General features: G+C 71.8%; 20 protein-coding genes. 8 read left to right on the plus strand and 12 right to left on the minus strand.

Annotated features, from left to right (window positions below):
• Nucleotides 1–2: 2 nt before the first annotated feature.
• The 3 genes from HNR76_RS02635 (at nt 3) to HNR76_RS02645 (ending at nt 2216) form a co-directional block, all read left to right on the plus strand.
• Nucleotides 3–731 carry a hypothetical protein gene (locus HNR76_RS02635; protein WP_162311115.1) on the plus strand — a complete coding sequence of 243 codons (729 nt, stop codon included), beginning with the start codon at nt 3–5 and terminating at the stop codon, nt 729–731.
• On the plus strand, nt 728–1579 hold the full coding sequence (locus tag HNR76_RS02640; RefSeq protein WP_162311116.1) for a hypothetical protein: 852 nt from the start codon (nt 728–730) through the stop codon (nt 1577–1579). The genes HNR76_RS02635 and HNR76_RS02640 overlap by 4 nt, the downstream gene beginning before the upstream one ends.
• 211 nt (nt 1580–1790) lie before the next feature.
• Entirely contained in the window at nt 1791–2216 is a 426-nt protein-coding gene (locus HNR76_RS02645) for a hypothetical protein (RefSeq protein ID WP_162311117.1), read from the plus strand.
• Between the two features lie 24 nt (nt 2217–2240).
• On the opposite strand, the gene HNR76_RS02650 is transcribed toward HNR76_RS02645, so the two are convergent.
• The 7 genes from HNR76_RS02650 to HNR76_RS02680 form a co-directional block, all read right to left on the minus strand.
• Nucleotides 2241–2912, minus strand: a complete 672-nt coding sequence (locus tag HNR76_RS02650) for a hypothetical protein (protein ID WP_162311118.1) — start codon at nt 2910–2912, stop codon at nt 2241–2243.
• A complete protein-coding gene (locus HNR76_RS02655) occupies nt 2909–3535 on the minus strand; it encodes a hypothetical protein (protein WP_183982074.1) in 627 nt (208 codons plus the stop codon). Before HNR76_RS02655 ends, HNR76_RS02650 begins: the two co-directional genes overlap by 4 nt.
• Complete coding sequence (locus HNR76_RS02660; protein ID WP_162311120.1) at nt 3532–4251, minus strand: DUF6498-containing protein; 720 nt, start codon at nt 4249–4251, stop codon at nt 3532–3534. The genes HNR76_RS02655 and HNR76_RS02660 overlap by 4 nt, the downstream gene beginning before the upstream one ends.
• 338 nt (nt 4252–4589) lie before the next feature.
• Nucleotides 4590–5624, minus strand: coding sequence for a hypothetical protein (locus HNR76_RS02665; protein WP_162311121.1), 1035 nt, complete (start codon nt 5622–5624; stop codon nt 4590–4592).
• A 194-nt stretch (nt 5625–5818) separates the two neighbouring features.
• A complete protein-coding gene (locus HNR76_RS02670) occupies nt 5819–6481 on the minus strand; it encodes a LuxR C-terminal-related transcriptional regulator (protein WP_162311122.1) in 663 nt (220 codons plus the stop codon).
• A complete protein-coding gene (locus tag HNR76_RS02675; protein ID WP_162311123.1) occupies nt 6478–7191 on the minus strand; it encodes a sensor histidine kinase in 714 nt (237 codons plus the stop codon). The genes HNR76_RS02670 and HNR76_RS02675 overlap by 4 nt, the downstream gene beginning before the upstream one ends.
• A gap of 67 nt (nt 7192–7258) precedes the next feature.
• Nucleotides 7259–9637 (minus strand): serine/threonine-protein kinase, encoded by a 2379-nt coding sequence (locus HNR76_RS02680; RefSeq protein ID WP_183982077.1) that lies wholly within the window; start codon nt 9635–9637, stop codon nt 7259–7261.
• 225 nt (nt 9638–9862) lie between these two features.
• On the opposite strand from HNR76_RS02680, the gene bfr reads away from it, so the two are divergent.
• Nucleotides 9863–10351 (plus strand): bacterioferritin, encoded by a 489-nt coding sequence (gene bfr, locus HNR76_RS02685; protein ID WP_162311125.1) that lies wholly within the window; start codon nt 9863–9865, stop codon nt 10349–10351.
• Nucleotides 10352–10404: 53 nt separating this feature from the next.
• Here the strand turns inward: bfr and parC are convergent, their stop codons facing one another.
• The 3 genes from parC to HNR76_RS02700 all read right to left on the minus strand — a co-directional run bounded on the left by parC (nt 10405) and on the right by HNR76_RS02700 (nt 15201).
• Entirely contained in the window at nt 10405–12648 is a 2244-nt protein-coding gene (gene parC, locus HNR76_RS02690) for a DNA topoisomerase IV subunit A (protein WP_162311126.1), read from the minus strand.
• A 72-nt stretch (nt 12649–12720) separates the two neighbouring features.
• Nucleotides 12721–13218, minus strand: a complete 498-nt coding sequence (locus tag HNR76_RS02695; RefSeq protein WP_162311127.1) for a DUF1269 domain-containing protein — start codon at nt 13216–13218, stop codon at nt 12721–12723.
• A 291-nt stretch (nt 13219–13509) separates the two neighbouring features.
• Nucleotides 13510–15201, minus strand: a complete 1692-nt coding sequence (locus tag HNR76_RS02700) for an ABC1 kinase family protein (RefSeq protein WP_162311128.1) — start codon at nt 15199–15201, stop codon at nt 13510–13512.
• 284 nt (nt 15202–15485) lie between these two features.
• Here HNR76_RS02700 and HNR76_RS02705 point away from each other — a divergent pair, with 284 nt between their 5' ends.
• Both HNR76_RS02705 and HNR76_RS02710 read left to right on the plus strand, forming a co-directional pair.
• Nucleotides 15486–16619 carry a DUF3182 family protein gene (locus tag HNR76_RS02705; protein ID WP_162311129.1) on the plus strand — a complete coding sequence of 378 codons (1134 nt, stop codon included), beginning with the start codon at nt 15486–15488 and terminating at the stop codon, nt 16617–16619.
• Nucleotides 16609–17412: an alpha/beta hydrolase family protein gene (locus HNR76_RS02710; protein ID WP_162311130.1), complete on the plus strand. Its 804-nt coding sequence runs from the start codon at nt 16609–16611 to the stop codon at nt 17410–17412. Before HNR76_RS02705 ends, HNR76_RS02710 begins: the two co-directional genes overlap by 11 nt.
• Before the next feature lie 15 nt (nt 17413–17427).
• Here the strand turns inward: HNR76_RS02710 and HNR76_RS02715 are convergent, their stop codons facing one another.
• The gene (locus HNR76_RS02715) at nt 17428–17991 is read right to left on the minus strand and encodes a cysteine hydrolase family protein (protein WP_249065660.1); all 564 of its coding nucleotides are present in this window, start codon (nt 17989–17991) and stop codon (nt 17428–17430) included.
• A 3-nt stretch (nt 17992–17994) separates the two neighbouring features.
• Nucleotides 17995–18174 (minus strand): hypothetical protein, encoded by a 180-nt coding sequence (locus HNR76_RS02720; RefSeq protein ID WP_162311025.1) that lies wholly within the window; start codon nt 18172–18174, stop codon nt 17995–17997.
• A 257-nt stretch (nt 18175–18431) separates the two neighbouring features.
• Between HNR76_RS02720 and HNR76_RS02725 the strand changes: the two genes are divergently transcribed.
• Entirely contained in the window at nt 18432–19298 is an 867-nt protein-coding gene (locus HNR76_RS02725; protein ID WP_162311131.1) for an SDR family oxidoreductase, read from the plus strand.
• A gap of 76 nt (nt 19299–19374) precedes the next feature.
• Nucleotides 19375–19770, plus strand: a complete 396-nt coding sequence (locus HNR76_RS02730; RefSeq protein WP_183982079.1) for a hypothetical protein — start codon at nt 19375–19377, stop codon at nt 19768–19770.
• Nucleotides 19771–19823: the final 53 nt, after the last annotated feature.

The raw sequence follows: 19823 nt of genomic DNA on the forward strand, positions 1-19823 counted from the left end.
CGATGAAAACCGGGAAATTCCATGTGGCGGTGCTGTTGGCGGCCGTCTTGTCGGCGGCGGGCGCTGCCGTGGCGCAGGACGTGATCGACGAAACCGGTCCGGCCCGGCGCGAGGCGCTTGGCGCCAGGCGCACCGGCGAGGCCTTGTGGCCGGTGCCGCCGAAGGCGCAATGGGGACAGGTGATCGAGCAGAAGGGCAAGAACATCTGGAAGGACGCGGTGTACACCGACCGCGAGGGGCGCTGGCAACTGGTCTATCCGTCCACCATGACGGACTTCTATGGCGACAGCCTTTCCCGCGAGCGCATGTACCGCTATCCCGGCCAGCCGCATATTTCCTGTGGTATCGGCTACAAGCCCCGCGTGTTCGAGAACCTCGGCGAGGATGCGCCGGTGCTCGCGCCGCAGGCGCTGGCCGAGCGCCGCGACGAACTGGTGGCGCTGATGGGCGAGGAAGGCGCAGCGGCAACCCAGGTGCAGATGATCGCGCTGCCTTCGCCGGCGGGTGCCTCGGGCACGCCGGTGCAGGCGATCATGTTCGACCAGCGCGGCAGGCTGCTGGAGCCGCTGGGCGTGGAGCGCGAGGTGGTGATGCGCAGCCTGCTGGTCAGCGACGGCGAGGATCTGGTGCATGCATTCTGCACCGCGCATGCGGGCCAGAAGGGCTGGGTGGAAAAGCACGTGCCGCTGGCGCTGCGCCTGACCGAGCTGGCGCGGGAGGCCGGGGAATGAGCCGCGCCGGTTGCGCAAGGCTGTTGCTGGCGCTCGCGGTGCTGGCGGGCAGCGCCACCGCGCATGCGCAGCAGGCAACCGACAGCCTGGAAAAGCTGGCGATCCGCAGCATGAACATCTGCCTGTCCTCGGCGGCGGGTGGCGATCTCCACCGGCTTGCCAGTGCGCAGGGCTACGATTTCTATACCCACACCTATTCCCGCCGCATTGGCGATCGCTGGACGTTCTTCCGCGCATTCCCGGTGCAGACCGGCCAACAAGGCCAACCGGGGTATTCCTGCCGCATGACGGTGATGCGGCCGCGCCCGCTCGCCAGCGATCCGGTCAGGTTCAGCCAGCCCGGCCCGGTGTTCGGGGATGTCGAACACGTGATGGAACGGCTCACCAGCGGCCCGGTTGCCTTCGGCAATCCGTTCGGCGTGTTCTACCTGCGACAGAACCACCCGGATCGACCGGGCCATCGGCGTACACAGTTGCAGCGCCTGACCGGCGACACCATCGAGATCATCTACCTGGAGGAAAGCCACTTCGCCTTCGAGATGTTCTACGTCCGCGGGCCGAGGGGGAAGGTCGGCAGGCAGGAGATGATCGATGCGGCCACCGATCCGGGGATCAATGCGGCGATCCACGAGCAGATCACCTGGGAAGCGCGCAATGACCACTGCGCGCGGCAGCGCGGTGGATGCCCGCCGGCACAGCCACTGCCGCGCGAACGGCAGACGGCGCAGGCCTCCCCGTCCGGTGGCGTGTTCCTGCGCAACAGCGGCCCCGGCGCACGGGCGCTTTCGTCCCTGGAGCAGGATTACTACGCCAACAAGGGCTATGTGATCGTGCCGGGTACGCGGTGAATCGCGAATCCCGCGAAAGGACGGGCAGGCGATGATGAACGAATCTAGCGGGATTGCAGCCAGGAAATACCTGGTTCCGGCGGCATGCGCGCTGGCGTTCGGATGGCTGGCATCGACACAGGCGCTGGCGCAGAAGAAGCCCCGATCCGAGGCGCCGGATGCATCGTCGGAGCAGTTGCGGCAGGCGCGGGCGCAGGAGGCCGGTTGCGCCATGCCCGCTTCCCCGCCGACGCGCAGCGCGATGGCGCCGGGGGCGCTGGAACGGTTGCAGGCCCGCTTCGAGCAGGCCGAAGCCGCGCGTACCGGCAGCACCTCTCCCGATGCCGTGATCCACGGCCATGGCGGCCTCTACCCCCATGCGTCGATGGCGGGCATCGCCAAGGCCGCGCATGTGCTGGCCGGGGCGTATGACCGGCAGGCCGATGCCGCTGCCGCGAAGGGTCTTGATCCCTCGCTCGTCCGGAAACGGGGCCATGACGCCCTCGCCAGGGCCGCCGCGCTGGGATTGGACGCGGCGCAGTACGAACTGGCGCTGGCGTGCGCCACGCCGTTCCCGGCGCAGGCGCGGCAATGGATGCACAAGGCCGCCGACCAGGGCCATGCGCCGGCCCGGCAGTGGCTGCAACGCAATCCGTGACCCGGCCGGCCTCCTGCGTGCGACTCAACGCACCGTCGTTTCGCGCTGCCGGCGCCCCGCGCCCCACAGCGGTGACAACAGCGACAGCACGAACAAGGTGGCGATGCACTTGGCGGCAAGCAGCAGCCGCAGGCGCTTGCGGTGGGTGCGGCGCAGGTCGGCCTGCACGGCACTCAACGGCGTTTGCAGCAGCGATTGGATCCAGTAACGGCCATCGCGGCCGGTGCGGCCCAATGCCAGCACCGGGTCGCCGTCGTGGAAGCCACGGCTGCTGCGGTCCCAGTTGTCGAACAGGCCGGGTTCGATGCGTGGGGCATGGTCGAGCCGGTAGCTGTCGGCGGCGATGGCGATGTGCCGGCCGTCCCAGTGCAAGCGCAGCGGCGGGCGGTATTGCGCCACGGTCACCACACGCATCGCCTTGCCGCCACGGCCCACGTCGCGAAGGGTGCGGTGGACGTGGATGTCGCGGCCCTGCCATGGGCGCGGCGGCGTGTCGCCGGGCAAGTGCACGGTGCCGGCCAGCAGGAAGGGCGTGTCTGCCGGCAGGGTCTCCAGGGCCGCGGTGTTGGCGGGCTGCACGGTGGCGGCGGGCAGCGGTGTGGGCGCGAGGGGCATCCAATGCCACAGCCCGAACAGTGCCACGGCCGCCGGCAGCAACCAGAAACCGTCGATGCTGCGATGGCCGACCGTGCTCACGGCGGCGTGTCGGCCGGGTGGCGATCGAGGATTTCCCGCGCCTGTGGCGAAGCCGGCAATTGCCAGCGCTGCGCCAGGCGGCGGGTGAACTGCCAGTCGACCAGGTGCACGCGGCCACCGCTGTGCCGGACGACGACCGGGTGGTAGCCGGTGCTCCCGCGCACGCGATAGGGCTGCACGTCGACGCGCAGTGCATCCTGCCGCGCGAGGCTGCGGAAATAGAAGCCGTACAGCCGGACTTCGGCATGGTCGTCGCTGGCCGCCAGCCGCTGGCTGCCGATCGCCCAGGCGGTTGCGCCGCTGACGGGCAGCGCCAGCAGGCAGAACGCCAGGTAAGCGCCGTTGAGCCGGGAGCGGCCCCTGCATGCGCGCGCCGCGCCGGCCAGTGCGGCGGCGAACACGATGGCCGCAGGCGCCAGCGCGGTGCCTGGGCGCAGCGCCTGCAGCCGCCATGGGTGGCCGGGCCATGATTGCCAATACAGGCAGTGCGGCGTCCATTCGCGCATGCACAGCCACAACAGCGCGGCGGCGGCCAGCCACACCGCCACGCGCAGGTCGGCCAGGTGCCGCCAGTGCGGCCGCTCGACCCCCGTTGCTTGCAGGCGTGGCCGGCCGTGGTTCATTCCGCCACCGGCGTGCGGCGCAGGCGCGGCCACCGCCACGGGAAGAAATACACGGCGTAAACCGCCAGATAGGCCCACATGCCGCCGATGCCGGCAAACACGGCGCAGGCGAAGAAGAAAATCAGCAGGTGCAGGCGGATGACGTTGCGGTAGGGCGCGGCCATGCGCGCGTCGGGCGCGACGGGGCCTGCATCGCGGCCGGTGGCCGGGGACGGGGCAAGCAGCCGCCCGCGTTCGGCCACCAGCGCCAGCGGCACGAACCCCCCGCCCTGGCGCAGCACGGCCAGGTATTCGTCCAGCCTCGGCATCGGGCTGCGGGTGAGCGGGTCGCCGCCATCGATGGGGAAGAACATGTTGAGGAAAACGGAGTGGCCCCAGTGGAAGCCGCCGAAATGCAGGCTGAAGAACGCCAGCAGGAACAGCCCGTATAGCAGTGCCAGCGGCGTGGCCAGGCGCGCCAGCGGGGCGCGGGCGGACGGCGGGACAGCGTGCGCGCCGCCGGCAAGCCCGCCGCGCAGCGACTGCCGCGTGGCGCCGGCGGTGGCGAGGATGCCGGCGACGATGGAGACGTAGCCCACCGCCAGGCTGGACAGCCACAGGCTCCATACCAGCGTGCGCGTGTCCCAGCCGTTCCACCACGCCCAGCCGATGCCTGCGGCGAAGGCCAGCAGGTCGGGCAGGCAGCGTGCGCGGGAGTGGCCGCGGGGCGCGTCCATGGGGCAGGCGATCCCGGGTTATGGCTTGCTGTAGATCACCGGCACCATGCCTTCCCTCGGGAAGCTGAGGTCGAGCTTGCGCCCGTCGCCGGTGCGCCCCCAGTGGCGCATGCCGTGCAGGGGCCGGGTATTGCCGGCGGACGATAACGGAAGGTCATGGGTGTGCTCCCTGGAGGGATGGGTGTCGCGCGCGCCGGCTTCGGTCGGTGCCGGGCATGGGACAGGTACGCCATGCCCTCACGAAGCCGCATCGAGCGGGGCCGTGCATCCGCTCCGGTGCGATGGCGGCGATGGGCGGGCGGCGTTCCATGGCGGTGTCTCCGGAAGGGCGCGGCGGGTCAGTCGCCGCGCGCTTGCCGCAAAGCGTCGATCAGGGCGGTATTGGCCTCGCCCAGCAGCCGTTCGCTGATGCCGCGGTAGCGCTCCGGGTCGGCGTGGATCTGCAGGTCCTTGCGCGAGAAGCCGCGGCCACTGAGCAGCCCGGACACCGCGCCCAGGGCGTTGACGCCACCTTTGGTCACGTCCTCGGTGCGGCCATAGGCCTGTTGCGAATGCACCGCCTGGCCGAGGGTGATGCTGCCGTTCGCATGGGGGCAATAGCCCTTGCACTGGCTGCCCTTCAAGGTGGCGTAGCCGATGCCGCTGCCCGCGCGCACCGACAGGCCCTGGCCCATCGACACTTCCGCATCGCCGCCCAGCACCTGGGTCTTGCCGCTGCTGTCGGCATTGAGGAAGTCGAGGTAGTAGGTCACGCTCATCACCCCGGCCTGCTGTTCGCGGATGATGGCGGGCCATACCTGCACGGCGCTGGAGGCATTGAAGCCGGAGAAGGCCGAGCCGGCGCCGGTATCGCCCGGCAGCATCGTCAGCTTTGCGCCGGTGGGGGCGAACATCAGCAGCTTGCCCTGGTCGGCATCGAGCGCCGCCGGGCTGGATACGCCGGCCAGCTTGCCGTAAGCGCCGTATTCCACGTCGCGCGCTTCCAGCACGGTCAGGCCGGCGGCTTTCAGCTTCTCCAGGAAATCGGCATGGGCCGCATCGGTGATGGCCTGCCAGACCTCGTTGTCCAGCCCGCTCAAGGTGCCGTGCATGGCGGCCGAGGCGGAGCTCTTGCCAAACAGCGAACTGCTTTGCGCCGACGCCTTCACTTCCTGGCCGAAGGCCACGCGGAACGAAGCGACGACCACCTTGTCCTCGCCGGCGAAGTACTTGTCGCCCGTGGTCTGCACCTGCTGCTGCGCCACGCCGAAGGCGCCGCGCTGGGTCTTGGGCTTGGACGCATGGACACCGCCGATGCCGGCCAGCAGCGTGGCGGCCAGCACCAGGCCGGCGACGGGTTTGCAGCGGGAATGGACGTGCTCGGCATGCGGCATGGCGTGGCTCCTGCGGCGATGGAAATGGCCGTTGCAGGAGATGGTGCGGGCGCAATGGGGCGGGAACCATCCCGCAGATGGGGGATGCGCGGGGCGCCATGCGTCCGCTTCGCGTAGCGCGGGGCTTGCCCCACTGGAGCCTTGCCGGGAAAGCCACTCGCCGAGCAAGCCCGCACCGCGAAAAGCGGCTCCGGTCAGCGCGGCGACGCCACCAATCCCAATCTCGCCGCTTCCAGCGCCGCTTCGGCGCGGCTGTTGACGTTGAGCTTGCGGTAGATGCTCTTCAGGTGGTCGGACACGGTGTGGCGGCTGATCCGCAGTTTCTCGGCCAGTTCCGGCAGGCGGCAGCCCTTGCTGACCAGCACCAGCACTTCGCGCTCGCGCGCGGTGAGTTTCTCGGCCTCGGCGCTGGCCGGGGCCGGCGGTTCGGCGAAGCTGCGCAGCAGGCGGCGGGCGATGGACGGGGAGAGCGGCGGTTCGCCGCGCAGGATGCCGTCCAGCGCCGCGCCCAGCCGTTCCTCGGGCTGGTCCTTGAGCAGGTAGCCGTGCGCGCCGGCGCGCAGGGCCGGGAACACGTGGGCGTCGTCGGCGAACAGGGTGGTGACGACGATGGTGCAGGCCGGGTGCTGGCGCGACAGGCGGGCAATGAGTTCCACGCCGCTTCCGTCGGGCAGGCCGAGGTCCACCAGCGCCAGTTGCGGCGATGGGCCGTCGTCCAGGTGGCGATGGCCCGCCGCCAAGGTGGCGGCATGGGCCACTTGCACACCGGCAAAGCGCTGGCACAGCAGCGCCGTCAGCCAGTCGGCCACTTCGGGCAGGTCTTCCAGCAGCAGGGCGTGGCGCGGGATGCCGTTCATTGTGCGATGTTCCCCGGCGCGGCGGCGTTCGCCCATCCCGTCGATGCGGGGGTGTCGCCGCCGGGCAGCGGGAAGCGCAGGCGTACCTTGGTGCCGCCGAGGGTGCCGGCCTGCCAACTGATGTCGCCGTGCAACTGGCTGGCGCGGGCCTGCATGCTGCGGGTGCCGCGCCCGTGGCCGATGCGGGCCGGGTCGAAGCGGCCGTCGTCGGTCACCTCGAACACCAACTGGTCGCCGGCCACGTCGACGACCACCCGCAGGGCGTGCGGATGGGCGTGGCGCAGGGCGTTGGTGATCGACTCGCGGCCGATGCGGAACAGGTGCATGGCCTGGGCCGGGTCGAGCGCTGGGTCGGGCAGCTCGTCGGCCTGTTGCCAGTCCAGGTCGATGCCGCGCGTTTGCAGGCGCTGCTCGGCTTCCTCGCGCAGTTGCGCCAGCACTTCCAGCAGGGTGCCTTCCACGCCGCGCTCGCGGGCGAGGATGGCGCGCAGGTCCTGCAGGATTTCGCGCACCCGTTGCTGTTCGGCGGGCGGCACGCGGTGCAGCAGGGTGAGCAGTTGGCTGCCGACGTCGTCGTGCAGGTCGTCGTGGATGCGGCGGCGCTCGGCTTCGACCGCGCGGGCGATGTCCAGTTGCCGTTGCAGGTCGGCCAGGTGCGCTTCGCTGGCGGCGGGGCGCGGCGGGCGCAGCCGTTGCAGCCAGCGTTTCATGGCGCACATCCATGTGCGCCACCCTTCGGGCGGATTCGCCTTGAAAAACGGCTGTCCTGCCGTTTTTTCATGCGCTGCCCCCGGCGGCGATCAGGCGTTGGCGGTTCTTCTGCACGCGCGCGTGCTCGGGGCCGAGGCGGGCTTCCAGCACGGCTTGCGCCTTGCGCAGTTCGCGCAGGGCGTCGGCGTTGCGTCCGGCGTGGGTGAGGATTTCGCCGTAGTTGCTGCGGAAGATGCCGACGTAGGGATGGTCGTCGCCGAGCGCGCCGGCCGCCGCCTCCACCACCGCGCGCATCGTCGCCGTCGCTTCGCCGTGCTTGCCGCGCTTGGACAGCAGCATGGCGAGGTTGCTGCGCGGGGCCAGGCGTTCGGGGTGCACGTCGCCGCCCTGCGCGTCGAGGGTGGCGACGATGGTGCGCAACTGCGCTTCGGCTTCGTCCAGCCGGCCCAGGTCCTCCAGCGCGTAGGCGCGCTGGTTCATTGCCATCAGCGTGCGCGGGGCGTCGGCGCCGAAGCGTTCGCCGGTGGCGGCCACCAGCGTGTCCAGCAGCGGGCCGGCTTCTTCCAGCGCGCCGCGCTGGATCAGCAGGGCGCTGAGGTTGTTCAGCGTGACCAGGCTGCTGGGGTGGCGCTCGCCGAGGCTTTCGCGGCGCGCGGCCCAGGTCTGGCGGTAGATCGCTTCGGCCTCCTCGGTGCGGCCCAGCCGGTCGAGGATGCCGCCGAGCTGGTTGTGCGAGTACAGCGTCAGCGGGTGGCCGGCGCCGAGCGCGGCTAGGCGCCGGTCGTACACGTCGCGCGCCAGCGGTTCGGCGGCGGCGAAATCGCCCCGGTACTTGAGCAGCGCGGCGTGGTTGTGCAGCGCCGAGAGCGTGGCCGGGGCGTCGGTGCCCAGCGCGGCGCGGGCGCGGGCGACGGTCCGTTCGGAGACGGCGAAGGCATCATCGATGCGGCCGAGGCTTTCCAGGTGCGAGCCAAGTGCGATGCCGGCCTCCACTTCGCCGTTGGCGTCGCCGGTGGCGCGGGCGTCGTCCAGCAGGGCGCGCAGCAGGGTCTCGGCGGCGTCGGGATCGGCCTCGGCCTTGGCGCGCGCGGCCTCGATGGCAACGGCCAGCGTGGCGGGCGCGCGTGCGCCGTGCAGTTGCGCGGCCAGCGCCTGCGCCTCGTCCAGGCGCGGGCCTGCCAGTGCCGGCTCGCCCAGGTGCAGCAGCGCGGTGCCGAGGGTGCGCGCCAGCGAGTGCCGTACTTCCGCGGGCAGCGTGGCGGCGCGGCTCTGGTAGCCGGCATTGGTGGTGGCCAGCCATTCGCGCACGCGGATGTCGCTGCCGGCCCCGTGTTCCGGGTCGGCCGAGAGCAGCATGTCGGTGAGGAAGGCGTTGACGCTGTCGCGTTCGGCGAGGCGCAGTTCGGCGTTGCGGCGGGCGTCGGCCTCGGCCAGGGCCATGCGGGTGGAGACCGCGGTGGCCGCCACCAGGGTCGCGGCCACCGCGGCCACGGCCCAGGACAGGGCGCGGTGGCGGCGCACGAACAGCCGCAGCACGCGCCAGGCGCCGGGCGGGGCGGCCTCGACCGGGCGGCCCTCCAGCCAGCGGCGCAGGTCGTCGGCCAGCTCGGCGGCCGAGCCGTAGCGGTCGGCCGGGTCGTGGGCGATGGCCTTCATCGCCACCGTCTCCAGCTCGCCCCGGGCCGCCGGGGCGATGCGGCCCAGCGGCACCGGATCGCGCGTGGCGACGATCCGCATCGCCGCGACCACCGAGGTGGCCTCGGCCAGGCCCGGGTACGGCAGCGCGCCGCCGAGCAACTCGTAGGCGATCACGCCCAGCGCGTAGACGTCCCAGCGCGGGTCGGTCGCGGCGCTGCCGTCGAGCTGTTCGGGGCTCATGTAGGGCAGGGTGCCCAGCACCGCGCCGGCGGCGGTCATGCGGGTCAGGTCGCCGCGCTCCAGGGCGGCGGCGATGCCGAAGTCGATGATGTGCGGGCGGTCCTGGGCATCGACCAGGATGTTGGACGGCTTGAGGTCGCGGTGGATCACTCCGCGCGTATGGGCGAAGTGCACCGCGCGGCACAGCGATTCGAGCAGGCGCACCCGCTGCGCCGGTGCGGGCGCGGCGGCGGCCCAGGCGTTGAGCGGGCGGCCTTCCACGTACTCCATCGCCAGCCACGGCACCGGGCCGGTGGGGCCGTCGACCGTGCCCGAGTCGTACAGCCGGGCGATGCCGGGGTGTTCGAGCATGGCCAGCAGCTCCACCTCGCGGCGGAAGCGCTGCTGCAGTTCGCCGCCGGCCAGGCTGCCGTTGAGGATCTTCAGCGCCACCGTGCGCTGCGGCTCGGCCTGGCGCGCCAGCCATACCGTGCCGTGGCCGCCCGCGCCCAGCGGCGACAGCCGCTCGAAGCGGCCGAACCTGCCGCCGCCCTGTACCGCCTCCCCGTCGACCATGGCGATCCGCATTCCCCCGAGTGCTGGCGCATTGTAGGAGCAAATCCGCCGTTTCCGCGCCATCCCCGTGCCGCCCCCGACCGGTGTCCACCCAAGGCCGCCGGGGCCGGCGCAGCGCTCGCGCAGCCCCGGCCGGAACGCGGCCCCGCGATTGCGATTGCAAGTGATTCCGATTGAAACATCGCCGCGACCGTTGCGGCACACTGCATGCCGGAATCACCCGCGGAGTCTGCGACCATGAAAGGCCACCCCGACGTCATCGAATGCCTCAAGGAACTGCTGCGCGGGGAGCTGGCCGCGCGCGACCAGTATTTCCTGCACTCGCGCCGCTACGAGGACCAGGGCCTGAAGGCGCTGTACGCGCGCATGGACCACGAGATGCAGGAGGAAACCGAGCACGCCGACGCGATCCTGCGCCGGATCCTGTTCCTGGAGGGCGACCCGGACATGCGCCCGCATCCCTTCACTCCGGGCAAGACGGTGTTGGAGATGCTGGAGGCCGACCTGGAGGTCGAGTACCGGGTCCGGGCCAACCTCGCCGCGGCGATGAAGCTGTGCGAGGACCGGCAGGACTATGTGAGCCGCGACATGCTGCTGGTCCAGCTCAAGGACACCGAGGAAGACCATGCCTGGTGGCTGGAGCAGCAACTGGGCCTGATCAAGCGCATCGGCCTGGAGAACTACCAGTTGTCGAAGATCGACGGCGGCGCGCCGGCCCACGGCTGAGCCGCCCGGCGGCGGCGCGCGCCGCATCGTCCGCCGCGCGTCGCCCGGGCGGGCTACTGCACCTCCAGCCCGTCCACCTTCTGCCACCCGCGCGGCAGCAATCCACCGCGGGTGGCGCGCGTTCCGAGGTAGGGCTCCAGGTCCTTGAACGACAGCGACATGGTGCGCTGGCCGCTGCGTACCTGCAGGGTCTGCCCCGGCGCGACCGCGGCGATGGCCACCACCCGCTCGGTGCCGAGCCTGGCCTTGGGGATGTCGATCAGCTTGTTGCCCTTGCCCTTGTCCAGCTCCGGCAGTTCGCCGGCGGGGATCGCCAGCAGGTGGCCGGCGCTGGTGACCGCGACGATGCGGTCCGCCTCCACGCTGGATAGCGCCGCCGGCTGCAGCACGCGCGCGTTCGGGGTGAGGTTGAGCATGGCCTTGCCGGCCTTGTGGCGGCCGGTCAGGTTCTCGAAGCGGGTGACGAAGCCGTAGCCGTGCGAGGACGCCAGCACGAAGCGGCTATCGCCGTCGCCGCTGGCCAGCGCCTGGAAGCTCGCCCCGGCGGCCGGCGCGAAGCGCCCGGTCAGCGGCTCGCCGTTGCCGCGCGCCGAGGGCAGGCCGTGCACGATGGTGGAATAGCTGCGGCCCTGCGAATCGAGGAAGGCCACCTGCTGGGTGCTGCGGCTGCGCACCGCCGCCAGCAGCGCGTCGCCGTCGCGGTAGGACAGGCCGGCCGCATCGATGTCGTGGCCCTTGGCCGCGCGCACCCAGCCCTTCTCCGACAGCACCACGGTCATCGGCTCGCTGGGCACCAGCTCGGTCTGGTCGATGGCGTGCGCGGCCCCGCGCAGCACCAGCGGCGAGCGGCGCGCGTCGCCGAACTTCTTCGCGTCGGCCAGCAGTTCCTCCTTGACCAGCTTCTTCAGCTTCGCCGGGCTGCCCAGGATGGCCAGTAGGCGCTCCAGTTCCTTGGCCAGCTCGTCCTGCTCGCCGCGGATCTTCATTTCCTCCAGCCGCGCGAGCTGCTTGAGCCGGGTGTCGAGGATGTAGTCGGCCTGTTCCTCGCTCAGGCCGAAGCGGGCGATCAGCGCCGCCCGGGGCTCGTCCTCGGTGCGGATGATGCGGATCACCTCGTCCAGGTTGAGGAAGGCCACCAGCAGGCCCTCCAGCAGGTGCAAGCGGCGCTCGACCTTCTCCTGGCGGTGCTTCAGCCGGCGGGTGACGGTGTTGGTGCGGAACGTCAGCCATTCCTGCAGCAGCGTCTTCAGGCTCTTCACCGCCGGGCGGCCGTCCAGGCCGATCACGTTGAGGTTGACCCGGTAGCTCTTCTCCAGGTCGGTGGTGACGAACAGGTGGCCCATCAATTGTTCGGCGTCCACCCGGCTGGAGCGCGGCACCAGCACCACCCGCACCGGGTTGGCGTGGTCGGACTCGTCGCGGATGTCCTCCAGCCACGGCAGCTTCTTGGCCCGCATCTGCGCGGCGATCTGCTCGATCACCTTGGACGGGGACACCTGGTAGGGCAGGGCGGTGACGACGAAGTTGCCGTTCTCCTTTTGCCAGGTGGCGCGGGCGCGCACGCTGCCCAGGCCGGTCTCGTACATCGCGCGCAGCTCGGCCGGGGGGGTGATGATCTCCGCGCTGGTCGGGTAGTCCGGGCCGCGCACGTGCTCGCACAGGTCGGCGACGCTGGCTTGCGGGTCGTCGATCAGGCGCACGCAGGCGCTGACGATCTCGCCCAGGTTGTGCGGCGGCACGTCGGTGGCCATGCCGACCGCGATGCCGGTGGTGCCGTTGAGCAGCAGGTGCGGCAGCCGTGCCGGCATCCAGCCCGGCTCCTCCAGGGTGCCGTCGAAGTTGGGGTTCCAGTCCACCGTGCCGTGGGCCAGCTCGCCCAGCAGCACCTCGGCGATGGGGGTGAGCTTGGACTCGGTGTAGCGCATGGCCGCGAACGACTTGGGGTCGTCCGTGGAACCGAAGTTGCCCTGGCCCTCGATCAGCGGGTAGCGGTAGGAGAACGGCTGGGCCATCAGCACCAGCGCCTCGTAGCAGGCGCTGTCGCCGTGCGGATGGTACTTGCCGATGACGTCGCCCACGGTACGCGCGGACTTCTTCGGCTTGGAGGCAGCGTTCAACCCCAGCTCGCTCATCGCGTAGACGATGCGCCGCTGCACCGGCTTGAGCCCGTCGCCGACGAAGGGCAGGGCGCGGTCCAGGACCACGTACATCGAGTAGTCCAGGTAGGCGCGCTCGGCGTACTCGCGCAGCGGGATCTGTTCGAAGCCGTGGAAGGAGGGGGGGAGGGTGTCGGTCATGGGCGAAGCGGAGGCCGGGAATGCGTGGCCTGCGATTCTACCCGCCGCGGCCTGGCCGGCCGCGGCGGCGTTTCAGCTCATCGCGGACGGCGCGTCGTAGGGAAGCCGCTTCGCGCCGGCCTCCTCCATCGCCCTGAGGGTCTCGGGGAGCATGGTGTCGTCCTCGTCGATCAGGATCAGGATGTTGCCGGCGTCGATCTGTTTCTCGAAGCGCCTGCGCACCGGGTCCTGGACCCCCGCGCCCATCAGGGACGCCGCCAGCCCGCCGATGGCCGCGCCCACCCCGGTGCCCAGCAGCACCGCCAGCGGGCCGGCGCCGTGCACGGCCATCACGATCAAGGACGCGGCCAGGCCCAGGATGCCGCCCCCGGCGACGCCGCGGAGGGCGGCCGGGATGAAGTCGCTGTCCGCCATCTTCCTGCGGTCGTGGATCTGGCGGGCCTCGATGTCGGACCGGGCCACGACATGGATGTCGTCGTCGGGAGTGCCGTGGGCGAGCGCGGCGCGCACGGCCCGGTGGGCCTGCGCCATGTCGGCGGTCAGGAAGACGTGTCGGTGCCTGGTAGCCATGGGATATCTCCTGCTTCCTCGCCGAGGGGCGGCGCTCGCCAGGCCCGGCCTGCGCCGATGGCGCCGCCCGGACCGCCGGTGCGAACGGCTGCGATCCCGCAGCCGGAACGATGTCCGCGACGGCCGATATCGATTGGGCCACACGGCCCGTGGAGGCGGGATCACGCCACCGTGCACGCACCGTAAAGGCGCCCGGGCGCGGGGTGGCGGCGCGCACCGGTGTGCCGGCGATGCGAGCCCGGGGCTTCCTCGTTTCCCGGGTGGATCGATCGCGGTTCCCGGCGGCGCCCGCTACCGCGGCCCGTGTTCCTCGCGGGCCCGTGCCCGGTGGTCGCTCAGCAGCGAGCTGGCGACGATCCCGCACCCCAGCCCGACGCCCAGCAGGAAGAACAGCAGCGCCAGCAGCGGGTACCCGAGCAGCGTATGCGTGGCCGGAACCCGCATGATCAGCGCCGAGGCCATGATCAGCGATGCGGCGATGACACCCACGGCGATGCGGTTGGCGATCTTCTGCAGGTTCTCCATCAGCCGCGAGTTCTCCAGCCCGGTCAGCCGGACCTGGAACCGGTTCTCGGCCACCAGCGAGAGGATGTCGGAAAGCTTGCGCGGCCCGTCGCGCAGCAGCGACTGCACCTCCATCAGCTCGCTGGCCAGGTTGGGCGAGGACAGCGACTTGCGCAGCCGGGCGCGCATGACGTGCTGCAACTGGTCCTCCACCACCCGCTGGGTGTCCAGGCTGGGGGAGAGGTAGTGGCACGCCGTGTCCAGGTTGAGCAGTGCCTTGCCCAGCAGGCTCAGTTCCGGCGAGGTGCGCAACCCGCAGCGCGTGCCGATGCGGACCAGTTCCAGCACGGTGCGCCCTTCGGACATCGAGCCGCGGTGCGCGGCGTAGCGCGAGATGAGCTGGCCGACCTCGCGCATGTAGCGCGGCTCGTCGTAGTCCTCCAGGCGCACGCCCAGGGCGATGCTCTCCTCGGCCACCTGCTCGCCGCGTCCGTCCACCGCGGCGAACAGCAGCTTGAGCAGGCGGTCGCGCTGCTTGGGCGGCACGTTGGCGACCATGCCCAGGTCGAAGATCGCCAGCCTGCCGTCGTCGGTCACCCGCAGGTTGCCGGGATGCGGGTCGGCGTGGATCTCGCCGTGCACGAACACCTGGTCCAGGAACGCGCGCAGCAGCTCCTCGGCCAGCGGCGTCATCGACTGCTCGGTGCGGCGCAGGCCCGGGATCTCGTCCACGCGCACCCCGCCCGCCCGTTCCATCGTCAGCACCCGGCGCGCGGTGTAGTCCCAGTACGGCTGCGGTACCCACAGGCGCGGGAAGTGGCGCATGTGCGCGCGGAAGCGTTCCAGGTTCTCCGCCTCGGCCACGTAGTCCAGCTCGGCCATGAGCGTGCGCGAGAACTCGTCCAGCCACTCGGCGAAGTGCACGTGCCGGCCGATCCGGGTGAACCGGTCCGCCGCGCCGGCGAAGCCGCGCAGCAGGTCCAGGTCGCCGAGCAGGCGCTGGGCGACGTCGGGGCGCTGCACCTTGACCGCGACCGCGCGCCCGTCGCGAAGGGTGGCGGCATGCACCTGCGCCAGCGAGGCGCAGCCTAGCGGCCGCTCGTCGAAATCGGCGAACGCCTTGCCGATGCGCACTCCCAGTTCGGCCTCCACCTGCGCGCGGATGAGCGGGAACGGCACCGCCGCCACGTTCTCCTGCATCCGTTCCAGGGCCTCGGCGTAGGCGGGCGGCACGATGTCCGGGCGCGTGGACAGCATCTGCCCGAGCTTGACGAAGGTCGGACCCATGGCCTCGAGCTCGTTGGCGAACTCGGCCGGGCTTCCTTCTCCCGCGGACTCGACCTCGGTGGGCGCGGAAATGGACAGGCCGGAGAACACGCCGGAATTCCGGTAGCGGAACAGGAAGCGGAGGATGGCGCCGCGCCGCGCCATCTTCCCGGGTGCGTTGCCGGTGGCGACGGAATGTGCTTCGGAGTCCATGCCTGTCCTCGATCCCGGGGCGATCCGGATTGTCCACCGCACGTCCGTGACCGGGGGATGAAGCCCATGGCCCGCACGCGCGGCCGCCACGCGCAATTCACGCGCTTGTTAGACCGGCGTGGATTCGGCGCGCCGCGCTCGTCATGGGAAACGAATCCGCCCGCCCGGACGATGCTCGCGAGGCGGCCCAGGTGCGCCTGGCAGTGCGGCGCGCGTTTACGGACGCACCTGCCCACGGACGCGCGCCACGCCCCGCAATCCAGTATTCGAGGGAGGTCGACAGGATGGGTCTTCTGCTGGCGGAAGCGAGGCAATCGATCGTGCCGGGCACCGTGGCCGGCGGCTTGCGGGCAGTGGCCGTGCTCCGTCCCGGCAAGGGCGGGGATGCCTCCGCCCACGAGGTCGCGACCGTGCGGTTCGCCGCCGCGCGCATCGCCGCGCTGCTCGGGCTGGACTATGCGCAGGCCGGGCGGCGGGCCGCGGGCAATGGCGGCGAATGCTACTGGCTGCCCCTGTCCACGCTGTCGCGCGAGCAGGCGGCGGCGGCCGGGATCCTCGACGAGTCGCGGCTGTGGGGCGGCGTGGTGCCGTTCGCGTTCGTCGCCACCAAGCTGGTGAGCCATCCGCTGTGGCGCAAGGACGCCGCCGCGCCGGCGGGATGGAAGGCCGTGCGCGGGATCGAGGACTGCACCTTGCCCGGCTACTCGGTGTTCGCCCGCCAGGATGCCGAGGAGGCCGGCATCCATCTGCTGCAGGCCGGCGACATCCGCCTCAAGTGCGCGCATGCGCGCGGCGGCCACGGCCAGGTCGTGATCCGCGGCGAGCGGCAGCTCGCGCAGTGGCTGGACTCGGCCGCCGGCGAAGCGGTGGCCGACGGCCTGGTCGTCGAGCGCCACCTGGTGCAGTCCATCACCTACAGCATCGGCAGCACCCGCCTGCCGGGGCACGACATCGCCTACCACGGCGAGCAACGCAACGTGGTCGACCGCGCCGGCGCGGAGGTATACGGCGGCTCGGTGCTGACGGTGTGGCGCGGCGACTTCTCCACGCTGTGCGCCGAGCTGCCGGAAGGCGAGGTCGCCGGCGCGGTACGCGCGGCGATGCGCTACGACCGCCTGGTCCGGGCGAACTACCAGGTGCTGGCCTCGCGGCGCAACTACGACGTGATCGCCGGCGTGGACTCGCGCGGGCGCCGGCACCTGGGCGTGCTGGAGCAGTCCTGGCGCTTCGGCGGGGCGAGCATGGCCGAGGTGCTGGCGATGGAGCGCTTCGCCGAACGGCCCGGGCTGCCATGGGCGATCGCCGAGACCGTGGAGTCCTACGGGGACGGCCCGCTGCCGCCCGGCGCGGTGGAATACTGGCCGGGCGACGCGAAGTCTCCGCGCAAATACGCCAGGATCGTCCGCGATGGATGTTGAGCTGGACCGCCTGGACATCGAAGTGGCCCAGGGCGACGCCGTCCAGGCGACGGTGCTGGTGCCGCAGCGGGAACTGCCGGGCGCGCTGTTCGTGCACGGCTGGGGCGGCAGCCAGGGGCAGGACCTGAGCCGCGCCCGCGAGGTGGCCGGGCTGGGCTGTGTCTGCCTGACCTTCGACCTGCGCGGGCACCGCGCCAACGCGGCGCGCAAGGACGTGATCACCCGCGGCCAGAACCTGCAGGACCTGTGCGCGGCGTACGACTGGCTGGCCGGCCGGCCGCACGTGGACGCCGCGGCCATCGCCGTGGTCGGGGTGAGCTATGGCGGCTACCTGGCGGCGATCCTGTCCGAGCTGCGGCCGGTGCAGTGGCTGGCCCTGCGCACCCCGGCCCTGTACCTGGACCGCGACTGGGAACTGCCCAAGAAGCGCCTGCACGACGACCCGGAGCTGGCGCGCTACCGGCGCCAGCCGGTGGCGCCGCAGGACAACCGCGCGCTGCGCGCCTGCGCCCGCTTCGGCGGCGACGTGCTGCTGGTGGAGGCCGAACACGACCGCATCATCCCGCGCCAGGTGATCGACAACTACGCCGGCGCGTTCGGCAAGGCGCGCTCGATGACCCGCCGCCTGATCCGCGACGCCGACCACGGTTTCAGCGAGAAGGCCGCGCAGCGCGGCTACACCGACGTGCTCATGGCGTGGATGACCGAGATGGTCGTCGGCTCGCGCGGCGCGATCGCGGCCGACAAGGTGCGCGCCGACAAGCAGGAGCGCCGCGTACGCGCGCCGGCCTAGCGCGTGCCACGGCCCTTACCCGCGGCCGTTCGCCCATGCCGAGGCGCCGCGGCTGGTCACCAGCCTGGCCGCCTTGGACCCGGCCAGGACCTTCAGCGCGCTCGCCCGCAGTTCCGGCAATCCGGCCACCGCGTCCTTCGCCACCGCCACCTCGAACTCGCGCGCGTTGGCGTCCATGGCGGTGGCCAGGATGCAGCTCTCCAGCGCCATCCCGGCCAGCAGCAGGCGCCGTACGCCGAGCTTGGCCAGCAGCACCGCCAGCGGCGTGGACAGGAACGCCGAGTGCTTGGGCTTGAGGACCAGGTAGTCCTGCGGCAGGGGGGCGAGCAGTTGGGCGATCTGCGCCGCCGCGCCGCCGGCCGCCGCGGCCATGGCCACCAGCCCGTGGAAATCCGAGTGCCAGCGCGCGAAGTTGTCGTTGGCGAACACGACCGGCCAGCCGTGCGCGTGGCACCGCCGGCGCAGCGCGTGGATGCGGCGCGCGGCATCCACCGGCGCCATGCGCGCGGCGCCGGGGAAGTCCAGCAGGCTGATCATGTCGACGATGAGCAGCGCGGGCGGCGCCTGGCCTGCGGCCACCGGTCAGTCCGGCGCCTTGGCCGGGACGAAGGGCGAAACCGGGTCGCTGGCGGGGAAGGTTTCCTCCAGTGCCTCGTCCTGGTTGTCGCTTTCCTTTTCCTTGCGCTTGCGCCGCTGGTGCGGCTGCTCCGCCGAGGGGTAGATCTCCGGGGATTCCGGGGGGTCTTTGCGGTCGCGGGTCATGGTGGCCTCGCCAGGCGGGCGTGGTGGGGAAGCACTCTTTAGCGCCACGCGCGTTGCGGCGGCGTGACCGCGCCGTTCATGCGCCGTCGCGGTGCGTACCCGCGCAAGCCGCGCCCGCATGGACGCCGGGTCGCGCCGGCCTCGCGACCGCGCACGTTCCCGCCCGGGAACCTTCGCGTTTCCCTGAGCAATCCGCCACGCGGCCTGCACGCGGCGCATGCCACCGTCCCTGCAAGTCCGATGCTGCGGGGCACGACATGAACGAAGAAGCGAAGAAGCAGCAGCGCCCCCCGCAGCAGCAGGACCACCAGCCGGGCAAGCAGGCGCCGATGGTCCCCCAGCCGCAGAGCATCCGCGACAGCTATCGTGGGTCGGGCAGGCTGCAGGGCAAGGTCGCCATCGTGACCGGCGGCGACAGCGGCATCGGCCGCGCGGTCGTGCTGCATTTCGCCCGCGAGGGCGCCACCGTCGCGTTCGGCTATCTCGACGAGGAAGAGGACGCCGCGCAGACCGAGCGCCTGGTCCGCGCCGAGGGCGGCACCTGCCTGTCCATGGCCGGCGACGTGGGCGACCCGGAGTTCTGCCGGCGATTCGTGGACCACGTGGTCCGGACCTGCAAGCGCCTGGACATCCTGGTCAACAACGCCGCCGAGCAGCACACGGTCGATGCGCCGGAGGAACTGACCCCGGCGCAGGTGGAGCGCACGTTCCGCACCAACGTGTTCGCGTACATCCACATGGCCGCGGCCGCGATCCCGCACCTGGGCAAGGACGGCTGCATCGTCAACACCGGCTCGGTGACCGGTGCGCGCGGCCACGAGAAGCTGATCGACTACGCGGCGACCAAGGGCGCGGTCCACGCCTTCACCTTTTCGCTGGCGCAGGCGCTGGCCGGGCGCGGCATCCGGGTCAACGCGGTGGCCCCCGGGCCGATATGGACGCCGCTGATCCCGGCCAGCTTCACCGCCGAGGAGGTGGCCCGGTTCGGCGCCGAGACGCTGCTCGAGCGCGCCGGCGAGCCGGCGGAGGTGGCGCCGGCCTACGTCTTCCTCGCCTGCGAGGAAGCATCGTTCATCACCGGGCAGACCATCCACGTCAACGGCGGGGGATACATCAGTGCGTGACCGGCCGCCGCGGGCATCGGTACGGCCGCCCGGGCCCGGCCGCCCGACCGCCGGCATCGGCGAGTTCAGGGCGGTGGTGGAGCAGATTCTGGAAACGGGCGCGCGCTGCCTGGGGCAGGGGCGCGGCCGGCGGGAGACGACGAGGACCGAGGACATGAGGCAGGAACAGGAATGGAAAGAGGGCAGGGACGCGGCGCGGCGCGGGTACGAGGAACGGCGCGGGGCGGCTGACGACGCCGAGCGGCAGCCGTACCGGCATGGGCCGGACGGCGGCGCCGGCGCCCAGGCCGTCGGCTGGGCGCGCCCGGCACCGCGCTACGCGGGCCAGGGCGAGGCGGAGCCGGAGGGCCCGGTATCCGCCCCGGCACCCGAAATTCGCAGCGCGGAAGAGCGCGCCGTGGCCGTGGAGCCGCCCGCCGCGGGCGCGCGAAAGGACGCGCCGGGACGGGCGGCGCCACCCCGTGAGCGGTAACCGCGGCGGCTTCGGCTGCCCGGCCGGCGCCATGCCGGACTGCCCGTGCGGCA

It is taken from the genome of Pseudoxanthomonas broegbernensis, assembly GCF_014202435.1.
GTDB classification, from domain to species: Bacteria; Pseudomonadota; Gammaproteobacteria; order Xanthomonadales; family Xanthomonadaceae; genus Pseudoxanthomonas; species Pseudoxanthomonas broegbernensis.